The organism is Phyllobacterium sp. CCNWLW183 (assembly GCF_037203775.1).
GTDB lineage: Bacteria > Pseudomonadota > Alphaproteobacteria > Rhizobiales > Rhizobiaceae > Phyllobacterium > Phyllobacterium ifriqiyense.
Genome location: NZ_JBBCBN010000005.1, coordinates 104,307 through 121,678 on the forward strand (window position 1 = coordinate 104,307; position 17,372 = coordinate 121,678).

The window sequence follows — 17,372 nt, forward strand, 5'->3', positions numbered from 1 at the left end:
ATTCAATACGGAACCGGTTCGGTATCGGTTCCGTCTCTCGCGGGACGCGCATATGGCTATCTACCTTTTAAAACGTATTTTTGCTCTTGTACCGGTGTTGCTGCTGGTATCGATTTTTGTCTTCCTCCTCCTGCGACTTACGCCGGGTGATCCGGCGGCAATTCTGGCAGGCGATGCCGCCACAAGCGAACAACTCGAACGCATTCGGGAGGCTATGGGGCTCAACAAACCCATCTTGACGCAATATTTCGTCTGGATGGGCAATATAATGCAGGGAGATCTTGGCGTTTCGCTGATATCAGGCGTTCCGGTGCTCGATCTGGTTTCGCAACGTATCGGCCCGACGATTTCCATAGCGGTTCTCACCATCATTATTGCTGTTCTCGCGGCAATTCCGATGGGTGTGATCGCGGCCTGGCGGCATCGTTCGTGGATTGATTATCTCGTCATGAGTTTTTCTGTTCTGGGCTTTTCCGTTCCAGTTTTTCTGGTTGGTTATGTGTTGCTGCTCATTTTTTCGGTCAATCTGGGTTGGCTTCCGGTTCAGGGTTTCAAACCAATTTCGTCGGGCTTTGGCAGTTTCATGGAGCGAGCCATATTGCCCGCACTGACACTGGCTTCGATCTATATCGCGCTCATCGCCCGCATGACCCGCGCAGCCATGTTGGATGTTTTGGGCGAGGATTACATTCGCACCGCACGGGCAAAAGGCGTTAGTGATCGTCGTCTCCTGTTCGTACATGCTTTGAAGAATGCAGCTGTGCCGGTCGTCACCATTATTGGCACCGGGTTCGCGCTACTCATTTCGGGCGTCGTGGTCACGGAAAGCATTTTCAACATACCCGGCATCGGACGTCTGACGGTTGATGCGGTTCTGGCGCGCGACTATCCGGTCATTCAGGCCATGATCCTTTTGACGAGCGCGCTCTACGTCTTCGTCAATCTGTTGATCGATCTTTCCTACACATTGTTTGATCCAAGGATACGCTATTGATGGCCTCTGAACCGACATCGACTGGCATGCATTGGTTGCTGCGCCTGTTCTCGCTGCCGCGCGTTACACGCGTTGGCATCGGACCGATGATTGCGGGCGTTCTCCTTACCGCAATTCTCATTCTCACCCTTGCCTCACCGTGGATCGCTCCGCATGATCCGCTGGCCATGAATCCGTTGATGCGGCTCAAGCCGCCTTCGGATGACTACCTGCTTGGCACTGATAATTACGGTCGTGATCTTTTCTCACGCATGATTCTCGGTGGGCGTATTTCCCTGTTGATAGGCCTTCTTGCTGCCGGAGCTTCAATTGGCGTGGGCATTCTCATCGGCTTGGTCGCTGGTTTTTTCCGCACCGCCGATGCGATCATCATGCGCATGATGGATGCGCTGATGGCAATGCCTTCCATTTTGATCGCCATCGCATTGGTCGCACTGAACGGGCCATCCATTGGCTCGGTGATCGTAGCAATTACCATTCCGGAAATTCCTCGCGTCGTGCGTCTGGTGCGGTCGGTAATCCTGAGTGCTCGCGAAGAGTCCTACGTCGAAGCCGCGCTGGCCCTTGGTTCGAGCACGCCAAAAATTCTTTTCCAGCATCTTCTGCCCAATACAATGGCTCCGCTTATCGTGCAGGGCACCTACATCGTCGCATCGGCAATTCTGACCGAAGCAATCCTATCGTTTCTCGGGGCAGGCATCAGCACCGAGATCCCGACATGGGGGAACATCATGGCCGAAGGCCGCCAGTTTTTCCGCATCAAACCGTCTATTGTGCTCTGGCCAGGGCTTCTGCTGACCCTCTGCGTCCTTTCAATCAATCTTCTGGGCGATGCGGCGCGCGATACGCTTGATCCGCGCCTGAAAAAGCGGGAGGGCTGAAATGGAATTGCGCAATCGTGATTTCACGACAGAACCGGTCGTGCTCGAAATTGAGAATCTCGTCGTGGCGCTACCCAGCGGCACACAGGTTCTTCGCAGCGTCAGCCTTGATATCCGTAAAGGCGAAACAGTTTGTCTCGTTGGCGAATCGGGCTCAGGCAAATCGGTGACCTCACTGACGGCGATGGGCCTTCTTCCCAAGAATGCTTTGCTGGTAAAAACGGGAGCAATTCGACTTGACGGCATTGACCTGCTGAAATTGTCTCCCGCCGATATGAAGAAGATGCGCGCCACACGCATTTCGATGATTTTTCAAGAGCCAATGACGGCGCTCAATCCGGTTATGCGGGTTGGTGAGCAGATCATGGAAGTTCTGGATATTCACACCAATTTGTCGGCCGACGCGAAACGCGTCAAAGTCATCAATATTATGGAGCAGGTGCACCTGCCTGACGTTGAGCGCATCTATCAAAGCTTTCCGCACCAACTCTCGGGTGGTCAGCGTCAGCGCATCATGATTGCTATGGCGCTCATACTTGAGCCCGTGGTTTTGATCGCAGATGAGCCGACCACTGCGCTCGACGTGACAACGCAAAAGCAAATTCTGTCATTGATTGCCGAAATGCAGGCAAAACATGGCACGGCGGTTCTGTTCATCACGCATGACATGGGAGTGGTTGCCGAAATTGCCGACCGTGTCTGCGTTATGCACAATGGCGAAATCGTAGAACACGGCACGATTCGGCAAGTTCTGGCTTCACCGCAAAAGCAATATACAAAAGATCTGCTTGGTTCGGTGCCAAGTCTCATTCCCCGACTGGCGCGCGCATCGCAAGGCGGCGAAGCTGTGATCCGGGTGCGCGATCTCGGCATGACTTATCGAAGCCGCGGTATTTTCATCACCAAGCCGGGTGTTCAAGCGTCACGCAACGTAACTTTCGAGCTTCCACGCGGACGCACGCTCGGGATTGTCGGCGAGTCCGGCTCCGGCAAAACCACTGTCGCTCGTTCGATCATGCGGTTGATTGAGCCGACAGAAGGCGAGATATTTGTCGGCGGACGCGACATTGCACATCTTGGCAAACGCGAAATGAAGCCGTTTCGCAAAAAACTGCAGGTTGTATTTCAGGATCCGTTCCGGTCGCTCAATCCGCGCTGGACTATTGAGCAAAGTCTGACGGAAGGGCCACTCAACTACGATGTGCCTTACGAAGAAGCCGTGGCCGAGGCGAAACGTCTGTTGAAGATTGTCTCGCTGCCACTGGATGCTTTAAAGCGCTATCCGCATCAATTTTCGGGCGGGCAGCGCCAGCGTATTGCCATTGCCAGGGCTGTTGCCCTCAGGCCCGACATTCTCGTGGCGGACGAGGCGGTCTCCGCGCTGGATGTTTCGATACAGGCACAGGTTCTTGATCTTCTCGCACAGCTTCAGAAGGATACCGGCATCGCCATTATTTTCATAACTCACGATCTGCGCGTCGCAGCACAGATATGTGATGACGTGCTGGTGATGAAACGCGGAGAGGTTGTCGAACATGGCAATGCTGCCGACGTGCTTGGCAATCCGTCGCATGAATATACGCGCTCATTGATTGAGGCGGCTCCCGGCCGCTTCTGGGATTTCGCGGCTGGACGTCCCACCGCCTGATCGAAGGGCCGCTGCTTGCGGCCCCGATTATCTTCAATGCTTCAAACAGGAACGAAATTATGCCCATCATACCGTTTATTGAGGAGAAGGCCGGCGAGATGCGCGCGGTTTTCGAAGACCTTCATCGTCATCCCGAAATTGGCTTTGAGGAGAACCACGCTTCCAGCGTTGTCGCTGGTCTTCTAAAGAAGTGGGGTTTCGATGAAGTTCACACCGATATTGCCAAGACTGGCGTCGTCGGCATTCTGAAAGGTCATAATCCTGGCAATCGCCGGATCGGCCTTCGAGCGGATATGGATGCACTGCCGATCGACGAGATTTCGGGCGTTGCCTATACATCGCAAAACCCAGGCCGTATGCATGCCTGCGGCCATGATGGTCACACGACGATGTTGCTGAGCGCAGCCCAATATCTGGCGGCTACGCGCAATTTCGAAGGCACGGCGGTTTTTGTATTTCAACCCGCTGAGGAAGGTCTTGGTGGTGCGCGTACCATGATCGCCGAAGGTCTGTTCGAGCGCTTTCCCTGCGACGAAATCTACGGAATGCACAATCAGCCATTAGGTACGCTCGGCAAAGCGCAGATACGCAAGGGTCCCGCCATGGCCGGGGCCAGCTTTTTCGACATCAAACTAACGGGAAAAGGCAGTCATGCGGCTCAGCCGCATAATTCACGTGACGTGCTGGTAATCGGCGCCGATCTTGTTGGTCAGATTCAGACCATCGTTTCCCGCAATATCCCCGCGACTGAAGCCTGCGTTGTTTCGTGCACCCAATTTCACACAGGCAGCGCCTATAATATCGTGCCGGAAGTCGCCACGATCACCGGTACGATCCGCTATTTCGAGCGTCACGTCTACGATGTGGCGGAAAGCCGCCTGAGAGAAATTTGCGCAGGCGTGGCAGCTGGTTACGGCGTGACCGTTGATGTCGATATTCGCAACGTCTTCGATGTTTTGCGTAATGATAACGAGCTTTCCGACGCCTATATCGCCGCTGCACGCGATGTGCTCGGCGAGGAAAATGTCAGCGATGACTGCCCAGCCTTTATGGGCAGCGAGGACTTCGCCGATATGCTCGCCCGGGTGCCAGGTGCTTACATTAACGTGCAGCACGCCGGCAAGGCCGCCTTGCACAATCCGGCATTTACACTCGAACCGGAAGTACTTCCGATTGGCGCGTCTATCTATGCTCGGATCGTGGAAACCCGCTTGTCTGTTAACAAGGAATTGGCTGCATGAGCGCGTTTGAACTTCCATTTGACCTTGATGACATGATTGCGCGTTTGCGCCCCTGGATCGAAACCGAAAGCCCGACTTTCGATGCAGCGGCGGTCAATCGAATGGTGGATATTGCCGCCTATGACTTTGCTGCTGCAGGTGCCAGCGTTGAATTCATTCCGGGGCGAATGGGATTTGGCGGGTCTTTGCGCGCAAGGTTTCCGCACGAACATCATGGCAAGCCCGGCATTCTGGTGTCAGGGCATCTCGATACCGTCCATCCGCTTGGCGTCATTGATGTAAATCCGTTTCGCCGGGATGATGGCAAGATTTATGGCCCTGGCATCCAGGATATGAAGGGTGGCAATTTCGTTGCGCTTGAGGCCATGCGTCAGATTGCAAAAAACGGGCTCGCAACCAAGCTTCCTGTCACCTTTCTGTTGACGCCCGACGAAGAGGTGGGAACGCCTTCCACGCGTGATCTGATTGAGCAGGAAGCGCTCAAGAACAAATATGTTCTGGTACCGGAACCCGCACGGCGTGATGGTGGCGCCGTCGTGGGGCGCTATGCCATTGCGCGCTACAATCTCGAAACTATTGGCAGGCCAAGTCATGCTGGCTGGCTGCTCAAGGAAGGACGCTCAGCCATCCGCCGCATGGCGGAAAAGATCATCGAGATCGAAGCACTCACGACGGAAGATTGTACATTCTCTGTCGGTGTTATTCAGGCCGGGCAATGGGTCAATTGCGTTTCATCAAGCTGCAAAGCCGAGGCGCTCAGCATGGCGAAAACCCAAAAGGATCTCGAAGAGGGTGTTTCACGTATCATGGCTCTTGCGGGCGCGAAAGATGATGTGGAACTGATCGTCACGCGCGGGGTGACGCGGCCAGTTTGGGAGCCCGGGCAGCCGCAAGATATGCAGCTTTTCAACTTCGCTAATGATATTGCGAAAGAGGTTGGATTTACCATGACGGCCCAAAGCTCGGGTGGCGGTTCCGATGGAAACTTTACCGGCGCGCTCGGTGTGCCGACACTTGATTCCATCGGCGTGCGTGGTGATGGTCTGCACACCTTGGGCGAGCATATCTTCGAAGACAGTCTGATCGAGCGCGCGCGTCTTCACGCAGGCTTGTTCCTGCGGCTGGAATAAGGCGCAACGGGTCCTACCATGTCTGATGCAAGCCGACTGACCAAAGCCCAGATTCCGGGCCTGAAGGATGACGCTACGATTAATGTGGATCAGTGGGGGGTGGCTCATATCAGAGCCAGCAACCTTCACGATCTCTTTGTTGCGCAAGGCTGGAATGCTGCGCGAGATCGTCTCTGGCAGATCGACACAGCCCGCAAACGCGGGCTGGGTCTGCTGGCGCGTGATTTTGGCCCAGGCTATCTGGAGCAGGACAGGGCAGCTCGGTTGTTGCTTTACCGCGGCGACATGGCGGCCGAATGGCGAGCTTACGGGCAGGATTCTGAAGAAATCTGCACTGCATTTGCGAGCGGTATCAATGCTTATGTCGATGCCTGCAATGCAGGCTCGATAGCGCTTCCGCCAGAGTTCCTATTGCTTGGTCATCGGCCAGAACACTGGAAGGCGGAAGATGTTGTGCGGGTGCGCACCCATTCGCTGACGCGCAATGCATCCTCCGAACTTTTACGCTCCAAAGTCATGGCTGCTGCGGGCATTGAGCTTGGCGCAAAGCTCGACATGCTTCGCAAGGATTTGTCCCACGGCATTGTGCCCAAGCCGGTGGAAGGCTTTGACCCGGCAATTATGACGGACAGGGTGCTACGTGATTTCAACCTTGCCATCAGTCCCGCGACATTTTCAAAAGAGCGGCTGGCTGCCACATTGGATGAGGCAGCCCTTTGGACGACAGTGGCTCCGACTGGCGATATTGTTCGCGCTTCTTTTGAAGAGGGCTCCAACAACTGGGCCATATCGGCGGAGAAAACCACAACCGGTCGCCCTATACTCGCTCTCGATCCGCATCGCACGCATAGTTTGCCATCCATACGATATGTCGTTCACCTGACCATGCCGGGTCTAGACGTGATCGGTGCAGGTGAGCCGATGGTTCCTGGAATATCGATGGGGCATAATGGCAAGATCGCCTTCGGTCTTACCATTTTCGGTGCAGACCAAGAGGATATCTATGTCTATCAGACGAAGAAAGATGATCCTGATCAATATGCCTACGCAGACGATTGGGAACAGGTCGAAACCATCACCGAGACAATTCCCGTCAAAGGATACCCCGATCAAAAAGTCGAATTAAAGTTCACCCGCCATGGTCCGATCATCTACGAGGATGAAAAAAACCATCGCGCTTTCGGCTTGCGAACTGTTTGGATGGACGCGGGCATGGCGCCCTATATGGCTAGCCTCTCCGTGATGAAAGCGACGAACTACACTGAATATTCCAGCGCGCTGGAAGGCTGGGGCTGCCCTTCCGTCAATCATATTTATGCTGATACGGCCAACACAATTGCATGGAAGCCGTCTGGTGCCACGCCAGTTCGCAACAATTGGGATGGCTTGCTTCCGGTTCCTGGCGATGGGCGATTTGAATGGAATGGCTATCTGTCACCGCAATCGGGGCCCTTGGAGATTAACCCTTCACGCGGTTTTATAGCGACCGCCAACGCTATGAATGTACCGGTCGCTTGGACCGCATCCAATCCAGCTATCGGCTATGAGTGGCTCGACAGCAGCAGGCACGACACGCTCCACAATGAGCTTTCCCGCAGCGAGCCGATTTCCCTCGAAGATTGCGTAGCGCTTCAGAGTTCAACGCGGTCACCGATTGCCGTCCGCGTGTTGAAGCGAGTCCAACGAGTATTTGGCAATGACAATAATGAACAGGCGTGGCGGCTTCTGCAGAATTGGGATGGCGATCTGGCTGCACATTCCGCGCCCGCAGCAATTTTTGAGATATGGTTCAGCAAGCATCTCGGTCCTCTTGTCGCTCGACTGGCAGGGGCCGCACCGGAAATTATTCCGTTGTTAATGCCATTTGATGCACCAAGCATTGCTTCGTGGCTGGAAAAAGCGCCGGATAGTCCCGAGATTGCTAAAGCCCTTCGCCAAAGCCTTAGAGATGCTTGGACGGAATATACTGCCTTGGGGGAAGCGGGCGCCGCGAACCCTCCGTGGGGTTCCATCCATAGGCTTCACTTGCGCCATCCTCTACAGGCGCTCACGGACAAAGAGTGGTCAACTGGGCCAATCGCCTTGGGCGGGAGCAGTTCCACGCTTAACTATGCCACTTACCGATTGAACGACTTCTCAGTCATCTCAGGGCCATCGGTTCGAATGGTCATCGATGTTGGAGCGTGGGACAACAGTTTTTTCCTCAATAATCCAGGACAATCAGGATTGCCAGATTCTCCGCATTATATCGATCTCTTGAAGCCATGGCATGCCGGGGACCCTGTTCCATTATCGTACTCGGCAGAACAAATAGACAGAGTGACGACAGTGACAATATTGTTGAGTGCTTGAGGCGTAGCCGGCTGCCAATGCACCAACAGCCGGCTCCATGCGACTTGCTCCTGCTGGAGCGAAAATATAATTCCCAGGGCGAAGTTTATGAGCTTCCCCATAATAGCAGCCAGATCATGTAAAAGCCGCCAAGGCTGACGGTGCTGATGCCCACGGGAAGGCTGAAGGGATTGAACAGGTGCTGGACGAGATCAGGCAAGAGGTGGGGGCATAACGCCCCCTCCCGCAATTTGCATCGCTCAAAGCCTGCTCGAGGCTTGGTCGCTCGTCATACTTCAACCTCATCCTTGCGGGTCTTGACCAGGCTCCAGACCACTCCGCCGGCTATGATCGCGAAGGTGACACCCAGCGACAGCGCGGCAGGAAACTTTTCAAGGCCCAGCATATCAGCGACGAAAACCTTCGAACCGATGAAAATCAGAACCAGAGCAAGGGCTGGTTTGAGATAGCGGAAGCGGTGAATCATTGCCGCAAGAGCAAAATAAAGCGCGCGCAACCCCAGGATGGCGAAGATATTGGACGTATAGACTAGGAACGGGTCAGTGGTGATGGCGAAGATGGCTGGTACCGAGTCAACGGCAAAGATCACATCGGCAACCTCGACCAGAACAAGCGCCATGAACAGCGGCGTAATGAACCAGATCAGCTTGCCCGTCTTGGGGTCCGCCTGCCGCACGAAGAAATGTTCGCCATGATGGGTTTCGGTCACGTTGAACCGGCGGCGCATGAAGCGGACCAGCGCATTATTGGCAATGTCAGGCTCGGATTCTTCCATAACCAGCATTTTCAGGCCGGTGAAGATCAGGAAAGCCGCAAAGATATAAAGCAACCACGCAAATTCAGCAACGAGCGTTGCTCCAACGCCGATCATGATGGCGCGCAGCACGATGACGCCGAGAATACCCCAGAACAAGACCCGGTGCTGATAGAGACGGGGGACGGCAAAGAAGGAGAAAATCAGGGCGATAACAAAGACATTGTCCAGCGCGAGCGTCTTTTCGACGACGAAGCCCGTTATATAGGCCATACCCGCATCAGCACCGATATACCACCAGACCCACCCGCCGAAAGCGAGGCCGAGGGAAATATAAAGAACAGAGAGCTTCAAGCTCTCAACCACATTGATCTCCTTGTTTTCCTTGTGAAGAACGCCGAGATCGAATGCCAGTATAGCGAGAACGAGGCCAAAAAAGCTTAGCCACATCCAGACCGGCTTACCCAGCCAGTCGATGAACAAAAAATCGAATTCCATTGAGGATTTCTCCACCGGCGTGCGTTGTCGGGAAACGGTCCGACATCACAAGTTCGCCGGGGCACTTGCCAGAGGGGCCCGGACCAGCGGGTTGGGGGAGAGTTAGGCGGCCGCAGTTCCCGATTCAAGGGCAGGAGGCAGAGAAATTTTCTATTGCGTGCAACTGCTCGCAACGGGCTATGGGGTGTTAGGGTCGGCCCAAGTACCGATAAGGAGCGTCATAAACCTCTCAGCAGCGGGTGACAGCGTTCCGCCTCGTCGACGTACAATGCCTATTGTTCGGGATATCTCTGGATTGCGGATTGGTCTTGTAACCAAAAAGGGATGTTCTTCCTGAGGTGTCGCCAATTTTGGCAAGACGGAAATTCCAAGCCCGGCTTCAACCAGCCCGAGCGATGTCGACAAATGCGTCACCTCATAGGACCAGCGAAGCTTGAGATTGGATTTGGCAAGGGCTGCATCAAGCAAGGTTCGATTGCCGCTGGACCTGTGAACCGTGATCAACTGGTACGGCGTCAGGTCACCCCACTCCAATTCGGTTTTTGCCGCCAGCGGATGATCGTTGCGCGCAGCGAGCACGAATGGGTCTTCTATCAGGCGCTCAAAGATGAGATCGGGATCGGATAACCCCATAATATTTATACCAAACTCAACTTCTCCCCGCGCAACTGCCTGCAATCCATCGGTGGCGGTCAGGTCGAGGATTCGAAAACGAATATGCGGATATTCCGAGTTGAACTGCTTGATTACCGTGGGAAGAAAGTAAAACGCGGCTGTCGGAAGACATGCAATGGTCACCAATCCACTACGCTGCGATCCCGTATCCCGAACTGCGAAAAGTGAGGTGTCGAACTCCTCCAGCATTCTGCGCACAAGTGGGATGAGTTCAGCACCAAGTGCAGTGGTTGAAACGTGCCGCGTCGTACGTTCCAGCAGTGGGCCCCCAATCGCCTGCTCGAGTTTTTGAATGCGTCGGCTCAATGCAGGTTGAGACAGATTGAGCGCCTCAGCCGAGCGATGGAAGTTCTCCAGTTCGACAACAGCCAGGAAAGCACGCAAGTCCAGAATTTCGCAATTAATGCTCATAACGCATCATTCCCTCGGATTTTCGCATTTCACATATCAATCATAATACCGTTTACTGGAACAAATAAGGCCATTGATACCTAAATCACATCGGTAGGTGAAGCAATAATGAACGACCTGATGTCCATTCCCTGTGTTCTCATGCGGGGCGGCACCTCAAAAGGACCCTTCTTCCTTTCGTCAGACCTGCCTTCCAATAGCGCAGAGCGTGATGTGATTCTTCTGTCTTTAATGGGCTCCGGACATCCTCTTCAAATCGACGGGATAGGGGGCGGCAATCCGGTCACGAGCAAGGTGGCCATTGTCGGACCCTCCAGCATTGCTGGCGCGGATGTTGATTATCTGTTTGCGCAAATTCGGATTGATCAGCAATTGGTCGATACCTCGCCAAATTGCGGGAATATGTTGGCAGCCGTTGGACCCTTTGCGATTGAGGCGGGGCTCGTAGCGGCGACAGGGCCTTTGACTCGCGTCAGAATTCACAATGTTAATACGGGCAAGTTGATCGAAGCGGAGGTTCCAACCCCCGGTGGAAAGGTTGCTTATCTCGGAGATGCGGCAATCGACGGCGTTCCCGGACTGGCGGCGCCGATCGCGTTGACTTTTATGGATGCAGCCGGTGCTCGAACGGGAAAACTCTTCCCCACGGGAAACGCACGTGATCGCATCGATGGTGTCGACGTTACCTGTATTGATTGCGCCATGCCTATGGTGCTGGTTGAGGCTGAAGCAGTCGGAGTAAGCGGATATGAAACGGCGGCCGATCTCAACAGCAATGACGCCTTGCTGAAACGGCTGAAGCATTTGCGGCTCGAAGCTGGCCGGCTCATGGGAATGGGAGATGTTAGCAATCAGGTCACGCCAAAGCCGGTATTGATTTCCAAACCGAGAAATGGCGGAGATCTCAATGTCCGTTATTTCATGCCGGACGAATGTCATCCATCCCTGGCGACGACGGGTGCCGTTGGCATTGCAACCGCATGCATTAGTGAAGGTACGATCGCATCATCGCTGATCGGCAAACACACCCCGCCAGTGATCCTCAGCCTGGAACATCCAAGTGGTCACCTGGACGTAAAACTGGATTCCCGCGAAGGAAAGGTCGTGGCAGGAATACTTAGAACAGCGCGGAGACTATTCGAAGGACATGTCTTTGCAAAGCCGCTCGGCAGCATCGTTCGCGCGGCATAATTTGAAATGGCTACCGGGAGGGTAGCCAAACAACATTACAATCGGAGGAAACATCATGCGTAAACTCGTGCTCGCGCTTGCGGCAACCGTGGCTTTTGCTGGAACGGCTCTCGCCGAACCCGTTCGCATCAGCGTCGGATCCTATAATCTCAACAATCTGCCTTTTCCGGTAGCTGCGGGGTTGGGTCTCTATGAAAAAGAGGGCCTTGAGGTAACTGTTGAGAATTTCGCCTCCGGTGGATCGAAGACGCTCCAGGCGCTTGTCGCGGGCTCAACCGATATCGCCGTTGGCTTTTACGACCATACGATCCAGATGCAGTCGCAGAACAAGGCAGTCGTCGGTTTCGTGCTTCTGGCACGCAATTCGGGCCTCGTTCTTGCCGGAGGAAAAAACGCCACTTTCGATCCGGCCAAGCCCGAAACGATCAAAGGAGCCAAAATCGGCATCACCGCCCCGGGCTCATCATCTGACTTCTTCGTTCGTTACTATTTACAGCGCCACAAACTGTCGGCGGATGATGTTTCGCTGATCGGCGTCGGTTCCGGTTCGGCTGCTGTTGCGGCGCTGGAACAGGGTAAGGTTGACCTGCTGGTCAATTACGATCCGGCGGCGACATTCATCGAAGCCAAGGGTGTCGGCAAGATTCTGATTGATGCCCGTAGCGATGAAGGTGCCAAGGAAATCTACGGCGGAATTTATCCCACATCAGTACTCTATGCCACGCAGTCTTACATCGACGAAAACCCTGAAACGATCCAGAAGGTCACGAATGCGACCGTTGCAGCGCTGGAATGGATGAACAAACACAGCGCTGAGGAAATCGTTGAGAAGCTTCCCAAAGAGTTCATTTCCGGAGATCGGGAAACCTATGTGAAGGCAGTCCAGAATGCCAAGCCCATCTTCTCGGTTGGTGGCAAATTCAACGATACAGACGTTCAAACGCCGTTGGCTGTTCTCAAAAGCTTCAATGAGAAAGTAGCCAATACAACCATCGATCTTTCTAAAACCTACACGAATGATTTCGTGAACAAGGCGACTGGCAAGACCACTAACTGATCCGAGGAGGAAGCCATGTCATTGGCTATGTTAAAACCCGTGCCCGTCCAACCGGGCGAGCAAGATACGAGGCCGATGGTATCGATTGACTCGGTTGAAATGTCATTTGGCACCTATGTAGCTGTACAGGATGTCAACTTGACTGTTGCCGATGGCGAGTTTCTCGCCATCGTTGGGCCCACGGGCTGCGGCAAGAGCACCATTTTGAATGCTATTGCCGGTCTGCTGAAGCCAACGAAGGGAACGGTGAGTATTGATGGCGCGCTCATCAATAACATCCAGAATGATATTGGCTATCTGTTCCAGCAAGACGCGTTGCTGCCGTGGAAGACCTCCATCGAAAATGTCGAACTCAGTCTGATGTTTAAAGGTATTGCAGTCAAAGAGCGCCGCGAACGCTCGATGAACTGGCTTGCAAAGGTTGGCCTTAAAGGGTTCGAGCATCGGTATCCGCACCAGTTGTCGGGCGGCCAGCGCAAGCGCGTACAGATGGCGCAGGCGCTGATCGCAGCGCCAAAGGTCATCTTGATGGACGAGCCATTTTCCGCGCTCGACATCCACACCCGACATTTGATGCAGAACGAACTTCTACGGCTCTGGCAGGAAGAGCGTCGGGCCGTCGTGATGATCACGCATGATTTGGAGGAAGCCATTGCTCTTGGCGACCGCGTCGCCATCCTTGCGGCTGGGCCGCGTTCACGGGTCATAGAAAGCTTCCCCGTTGAGCTGGAACGGCCTCGCGATGTCGCGGAAATCAAACTCGATCCACGCTTTATGGATCTGTACCGAAATATCTGGGCAAGCCTGCGCGGCGAAGTGGAGAAAAGCTATGAACGTCGTGACTGAACGCATCATCCAGCTGGGTATTCTGGTTTTTATTCTCGGTGGCTGGCAACTGGGCGTAACCGCCGGTGTCATCGACGTATTCTTCTTCCCAGCTCCTCTGGATATCTTCAACCAGATTGTTACCTGGATTATCCAACCAAGCTTCTACAAGCATGTCTCCATTACGTTGACAGAAACCGTTCTCGGCTATGTCATAGGCACGGCGCTCGGCGTCGCCGCCGGTGTTTGGCTTGGTCTCAGCCGCAGTGCAGCCCGCATCCTTGATCCCTTTATCAAGGGCCTCAATGCAATTCCCCGTGTCGTTCTCGCGCCGATCTTTGTTCTTTGGCTCGGCTTGGGCCTTTGGTCGAAAGTAGCGTTGGCTGTCACGCTGGTGTTCTTCATCACGTTTTTCAATGCCATGCAGGGCGTACGCGAAGTCAATCCTGTTGTGCTTGCCAACGCGAAAATCCTCGGTGCCAAACGGTCGGATTTGTTGAGGCATGTCTATTTTCCTGCTGCGGCAAGCTGGATTTTATCATCGCTGCGCACGTCAGTAGGCTTTGCAGTGGTCGGCGCCATTATCGGGGAATATCTCGGTGCTTCCGCTGGATTGGGCTACCTTATCGCCCAGGCAGAAGGCAATTTCGACGCGGTTGGCGTATTTGCCGGCATCATTATTCTGGCAGTGTTCGTCCTGATTATCGACAGAATTCTCGATGTCGCTGAAGGCAAGCTCATCAAGTGGCGACCCAATGCTGCCGAAGAAAGACCCGCATAAAATCTTGTGGCCGGCAATGCCGGCCACATTCAACTGGACGAACCAGCTCGCGTGCCGGGTGAAAGAAAAAACATCATGCCCGTTGGGGATAATCCGGCATTCCGCCTGAATCAAAATTTCTGGACCGACAATCTGGAAGTATTGACAGAGCGCTTCAATGCCTGGCTTGCTCGGTAAGGCCAGCCGCAAGTTCAAGGCCTGGTTGCAAACCACATACCGCATTCCTCATGCGATCAGGAGTGACTATTGACTGATTATTCCATATTTGGTGCCGCCGAACTCAGCCGTCTCGTCCAAGCTCGAACTGCTTCCTGCTATGATATAACACTGGATTTTCTGGGCCGGATCGACAGTTTAAATCCGGTTCACAATGCCATCATATCCTTACGCCCTCGAGACGAAATCCTGGCAGAAGCAAGTGCTGCCGATGAGATGCTTTCCCGTCACGGCCCGACGGGTCCACTTCATGGTCTTCCCATTGCCATTAAAGACTTGTCCATGACAAAGGGCTTGAGAACCACATTCGGGTCCCCGATCTATGCAAGCTTTGTGCCCGAAATGGACTCGCTCTCGGTGGAACGATTGCGAAGTGCGGGCGCCCTGATTATTGGAAAAACGAACACACCTGAATTCGGTTTGGGATCTCACACCTACAATCCTGTTTTCGGCATCACCCGCAATGCTTTTGATGCGTCGAAATCTGCGGGCGGTTCGAGCGGCGGAGCTGCGGTCGCTGTTGCCTTGAGAATGTTACCCGTTGCTGATGGCAGTGATTTTGGCGGGTCTTTGCGTAATCCTGCGGCATTCAACAATATTTTCGGTTTTCGTCCCTCTCAGGGGCTGGTGCCAAATTGGCCCGCGGCGGATTCATTTTTTTCCCAGCTCGGCACTGAAGGTCCCATGGCCCGCAGCGTCGAAGATCTGGCATTCCTGTTGGATGTGCAAGCCGGATATGAACCGCGAGCGCCTCTATCTATAGAGCGACCGGCTGCTTCCTTTGTCCAAAGTTGCCATGAACAAATTGGTCCGTCTCGTATAGGCTGGCTGGGCGATCTTGGCGGCCATCTGGTTTTCGAGCCTGGCATTATCGATCTTTGCGAAACGGCTTTGAAAACCATGACCGATATTGAATGCACAATAGAGCCAGTCCTGCCAAATTTCGACTTTGAGGCACTTTGGGGTTGTTTTACAACCCTTCGTCAATTCAATTTGAGCGCCAGACTCAAGCCACTCTATGACGATCCGGCAAAGCGGGCTCTTCTCAAGGATGAAGCGCAATGGGAGGTGGAAGGTTGTCTTTCCCTGTCGGCCATCGACATCCTTAATGCCAGTCAGACAAGGACAGCCTGGTATGCAACCATGCTTGAATTGTTCCAGACATATGATTTTCTCGCCATTCCTTCCGCGCAGGTTTTCCCGTTCGATGCCGACCTGCATTGGCCCGAAATGATCGGCGACAGAAAAATGGACAGTTACCATCGCTGGATGGAAGTCGTTGCTCTGGCGACGCTTTCCGGATGTCCGGTTGTCAATGTACCAGTCGGGTTTCGCAATGGCCTCCCGATGGGTATGCAGCTCATAGGCCGACCTAGATCGGATGCTCGCCTGCTTAGCCTTGCGAGGTCTTATGAAATGATATTGCCGTTCAAGACAGGCCGAAACGAACCCTGAACGCCAATGATCACAAGATGGGGTCAGGAAGCTGATTGACTTGGCTCCCGCCCCCTCAGGTTCTCGCCGCGTTTCCACATCGCTTCCGCCGCGTGCTCTTCATCATCGATGGAGGCGCAGGCTGTAGCGCTGCAAGCAGTATTTCTATCCCATCAAATTCCCATCAAAAAAGCTCAAAAAGAGTTGCACACCTCATTTGACTGAATTACTATTTCAGGCGGAGGAGAATTCTCGTGGTGAAAATGACGCTTGAAGACGTCGCCCGAGAAGCCGGTGTCAGTCTTGCAACGGTTGATCGCGTGGTAAACGGGAGGATAGGTGTGCATGCGCGCACGATCCAACGCGTCAATGCGGCTATCAAACAGCTTGGCTTCCTTCCTGATCCCCATGCGTCGCGGCTGGCTCGCGGACGCGATTACGATTTCCGCATCATTCTCCCCACCGGCGAAAATGAATTCATGCAGGCTCTTGCTGCCGAGTTTCGCGCTACTCGCGAACGTCAATTGCAGGAGCGGGTGCGCCTGACCATTCAATATGTCGATACATTCGATGGCGAAGCACTTGCCACCGCCTTGGAAAAGCTTCCAAGAGGCATTGATGGCGTCGCCGTTGTCGCTCTGGATCACCCTGCTGTTACCGAGGCCATAAATACACTGGCCGATTCCGGCGTTGTTGTCCTGACGCTCGTATCAGACGTGCCCAACTCACGGCGTGCGCATTATGTCGGCATCGACAATTTTGCGGCAGGCCGCACCGCCGCATCGCTGATCGGCCGCTTCGTTGGAACCCGCAAAGGCAAGGTCGGGATGATTGCAGGTTCGCTGGCACTGCGTGATCATGTCGAGCGGCAATTCGGGTTTGAACAGGTTCTTGCGCGCGAATACCCCAATCTTGAAGTCCTGCCGGTTCGCGAAGCACGCGACGAAAATGCCCGGGTGGAAGCCGTCTGCCGGTCACTGATCGAAGATCACCCCGACACAGTTGCGATCTATAATGCCGGGGGAGGGCAGGCTGGTGTCATCGCTGCCCTGGAAACGTCCGGGCGCACATCTGACATGATTTTTGTTGCCCACGAATTGACGTCGTCAACACGTCGTCACCTTGTGCGTGGCACAATCGACGCAATCATCAATCAGGATGTGGGCCACATGGCCCGCAGCGCCGCACGGATCCTGACTGCCCTGAAAGAGGGCCGCCCCATTGTTTCGGGGCAGGAACATATCCGCATCGATATCTTTCTCAGGGACAACATGCCCTGACGGC

At 54.2% G+C, this 17,372-nt stretch carries 15 protein-coding genes; 13 read left to right on the forward strand and 2 right to left on the reverse strand.

All coding sequences use genetic code 11. The features are described 5' to 3' along the window. Nucleotides 1-52 precede the first annotated feature (52 nt). From V9K95_RS12985 to V9K95_RS13010, 6 genes are read left to right on the forward strand one after another with little or no spacing between them, the layout of a single operon-like run. Complete coding sequence (locus tag V9K95_RS12985) at nt 53-994, forward strand: ABC transporter permease (protein WP_115053728.1); 942 nt, start codon at nt 53-55, stop codon at nt 992-994. Then, nucleotides 994-1,875: an ABC transporter permease gene (locus V9K95_RS12990; protein WP_442958595.1), complete on the forward strand. Its 882-nt coding sequence runs from the start codon at nt 994-996 to the stop codon at nt 1,873-1,875. Before V9K95_RS12985 ends, V9K95_RS12990 begins: the two co-directional genes overlap by 1 nt. A gap of 1 nt (nt 1,876) precedes the next feature. After that, entirely contained in the window at nt 1,877-3,523 is a 1,647-nt protein-coding gene (locus tag V9K95_RS12995; protein WP_336441965.1) for an ABC transporter ATP-binding protein, read from the forward strand. Nucleotides 3,524-3,582: 59 nt separating this feature from the next. Further along, on the forward strand, nt 3,583-4,764 hold the full coding sequence (locus V9K95_RS13000; protein WP_115053725.1) for an amidohydrolase: 1,182 nt from the start codon (nt 3,583-3,585) through the stop codon (nt 4,762-4,764). Continuing rightward, nucleotides 4,761-5,894, forward strand: a complete 1,134-nt coding sequence (locus tag V9K95_RS13005; RefSeq protein WP_336441964.1) for a M20/M25/M40 family metallo-hydrolase — start codon at nt 4,761-4,763, stop codon at nt 5,892-5,894. Before V9K95_RS13000 ends, V9K95_RS13005 begins: the two co-directional genes overlap by 4 nt. A gap of 18 nt (nt 5,895-5,912) precedes the next feature. Then, a complete protein-coding gene (locus tag V9K95_RS13010; protein WP_336441963.1) occupies nt 5,913-8,246 on the forward strand; it encodes a penicillin acylase family protein in 2,334 nt (777 codons plus the stop codon). A 268-nt stretch (nt 8,247-8,514) separates the two neighbouring features. Here V9K95_RS13010 and V9K95_RS13015 read toward each other — a convergent pair whose 3' ends face one another. Beyond that, nucleotides 8,515-9,498: a TerC family protein gene (locus V9K95_RS13015; RefSeq protein ID WP_115053722.1), complete on the reverse strand. Its 984-nt coding sequence runs from the start codon at nt 9,496-9,498 to the stop codon at nt 8,515-8,517. A gap of 177 nt (nt 9,499-9,675) precedes the next feature. After that, nucleotides 9,676-10,584, reverse strand: coding sequence for a LysR family transcriptional regulator (locus V9K95_RS13020; RefSeq protein WP_115053721.1), 909 nt, complete (start codon nt 10,582-10,584; stop codon nt 9,676-9,678). Nucleotides 10,585-10,692: 108 nt separating this feature from the next. Between V9K95_RS13020 and V9K95_RS13025 the strand changes: the two genes are divergently transcribed. The 7 genes from V9K95_RS13025 (at nt 10,693) to V9K95_RS13055 (ending at nt 17,368) form a co-directional block, all read left to right on the forward strand. Continuing rightward, the gene (locus V9K95_RS13025) at nt 10,693-11,775 is read left to right on the forward strand and encodes a 4-oxalomesaconate tautomerase (protein ID WP_115053720.1); all 1,083 of its coding nucleotides are present in this window, start codon (nt 10,693-10,695) and stop codon (nt 11,773-11,775) included. 55 nt (nt 11,776-11,830) lie between these two features. Then, complete coding sequence (locus V9K95_RS13030) at nt 11,831-12,832, forward strand: ABC transporter substrate-binding protein (RefSeq protein WP_115053719.1); 1,002 nt, start codon at nt 11,831-11,833, stop codon at nt 12,830-12,832. A 15-nt stretch (nt 12,833-12,847) separates the two neighbouring features. After that, nucleotides 12,848-13,678, forward strand: coding sequence for an ABC transporter ATP-binding protein (locus tag V9K95_RS13035; RefSeq protein WP_336441962.1), 831 nt, complete (start codon nt 12,848-12,850; stop codon nt 13,676-13,678). Beyond that, on the forward strand, nt 13,662-14,438 hold the full coding sequence (locus V9K95_RS13040) for an ABC transporter permease (protein ID WP_115053717.1): 777 nt from the start codon (nt 13,662-13,664) through the stop codon (nt 14,436-14,438). Before V9K95_RS13035 ends, V9K95_RS13040 begins: the two co-directional genes overlap by 17 nt. Nucleotides 14,439-14,444: 6 nt before the next feature. Beyond that, on the forward strand, nt 14,445-14,615 hold the full coding sequence (locus V9K95_RS13045; RefSeq protein ID WP_336441961.1) for a hypothetical protein: 171 nt from the start codon (nt 14,445-14,447) through the stop codon (nt 14,613-14,615). A gap of 69 nt (nt 14,616-14,684) precedes the next feature. Continuing rightward, nucleotides 14,685-16,109 (forward strand): amidase, encoded by a 1,425-nt coding sequence (locus V9K95_RS13050; RefSeq protein WP_336441960.1) that lies wholly within the window; start codon nt 14,685-14,687, stop codon nt 16,107-16,109. A gap of 242 nt (nt 16,110-16,351) precedes the next feature. Continuing rightward, nucleotides 16,352-17,368, forward strand: coding sequence for a LacI family DNA-binding transcriptional regulator (locus V9K95_RS13055; RefSeq protein WP_307276003.1), 1,017 nt, complete (start codon nt 16,352-16,354; stop codon nt 17,366-17,368). Nucleotides 17,369-17,372 lie beyond the last annotated feature (4 nt).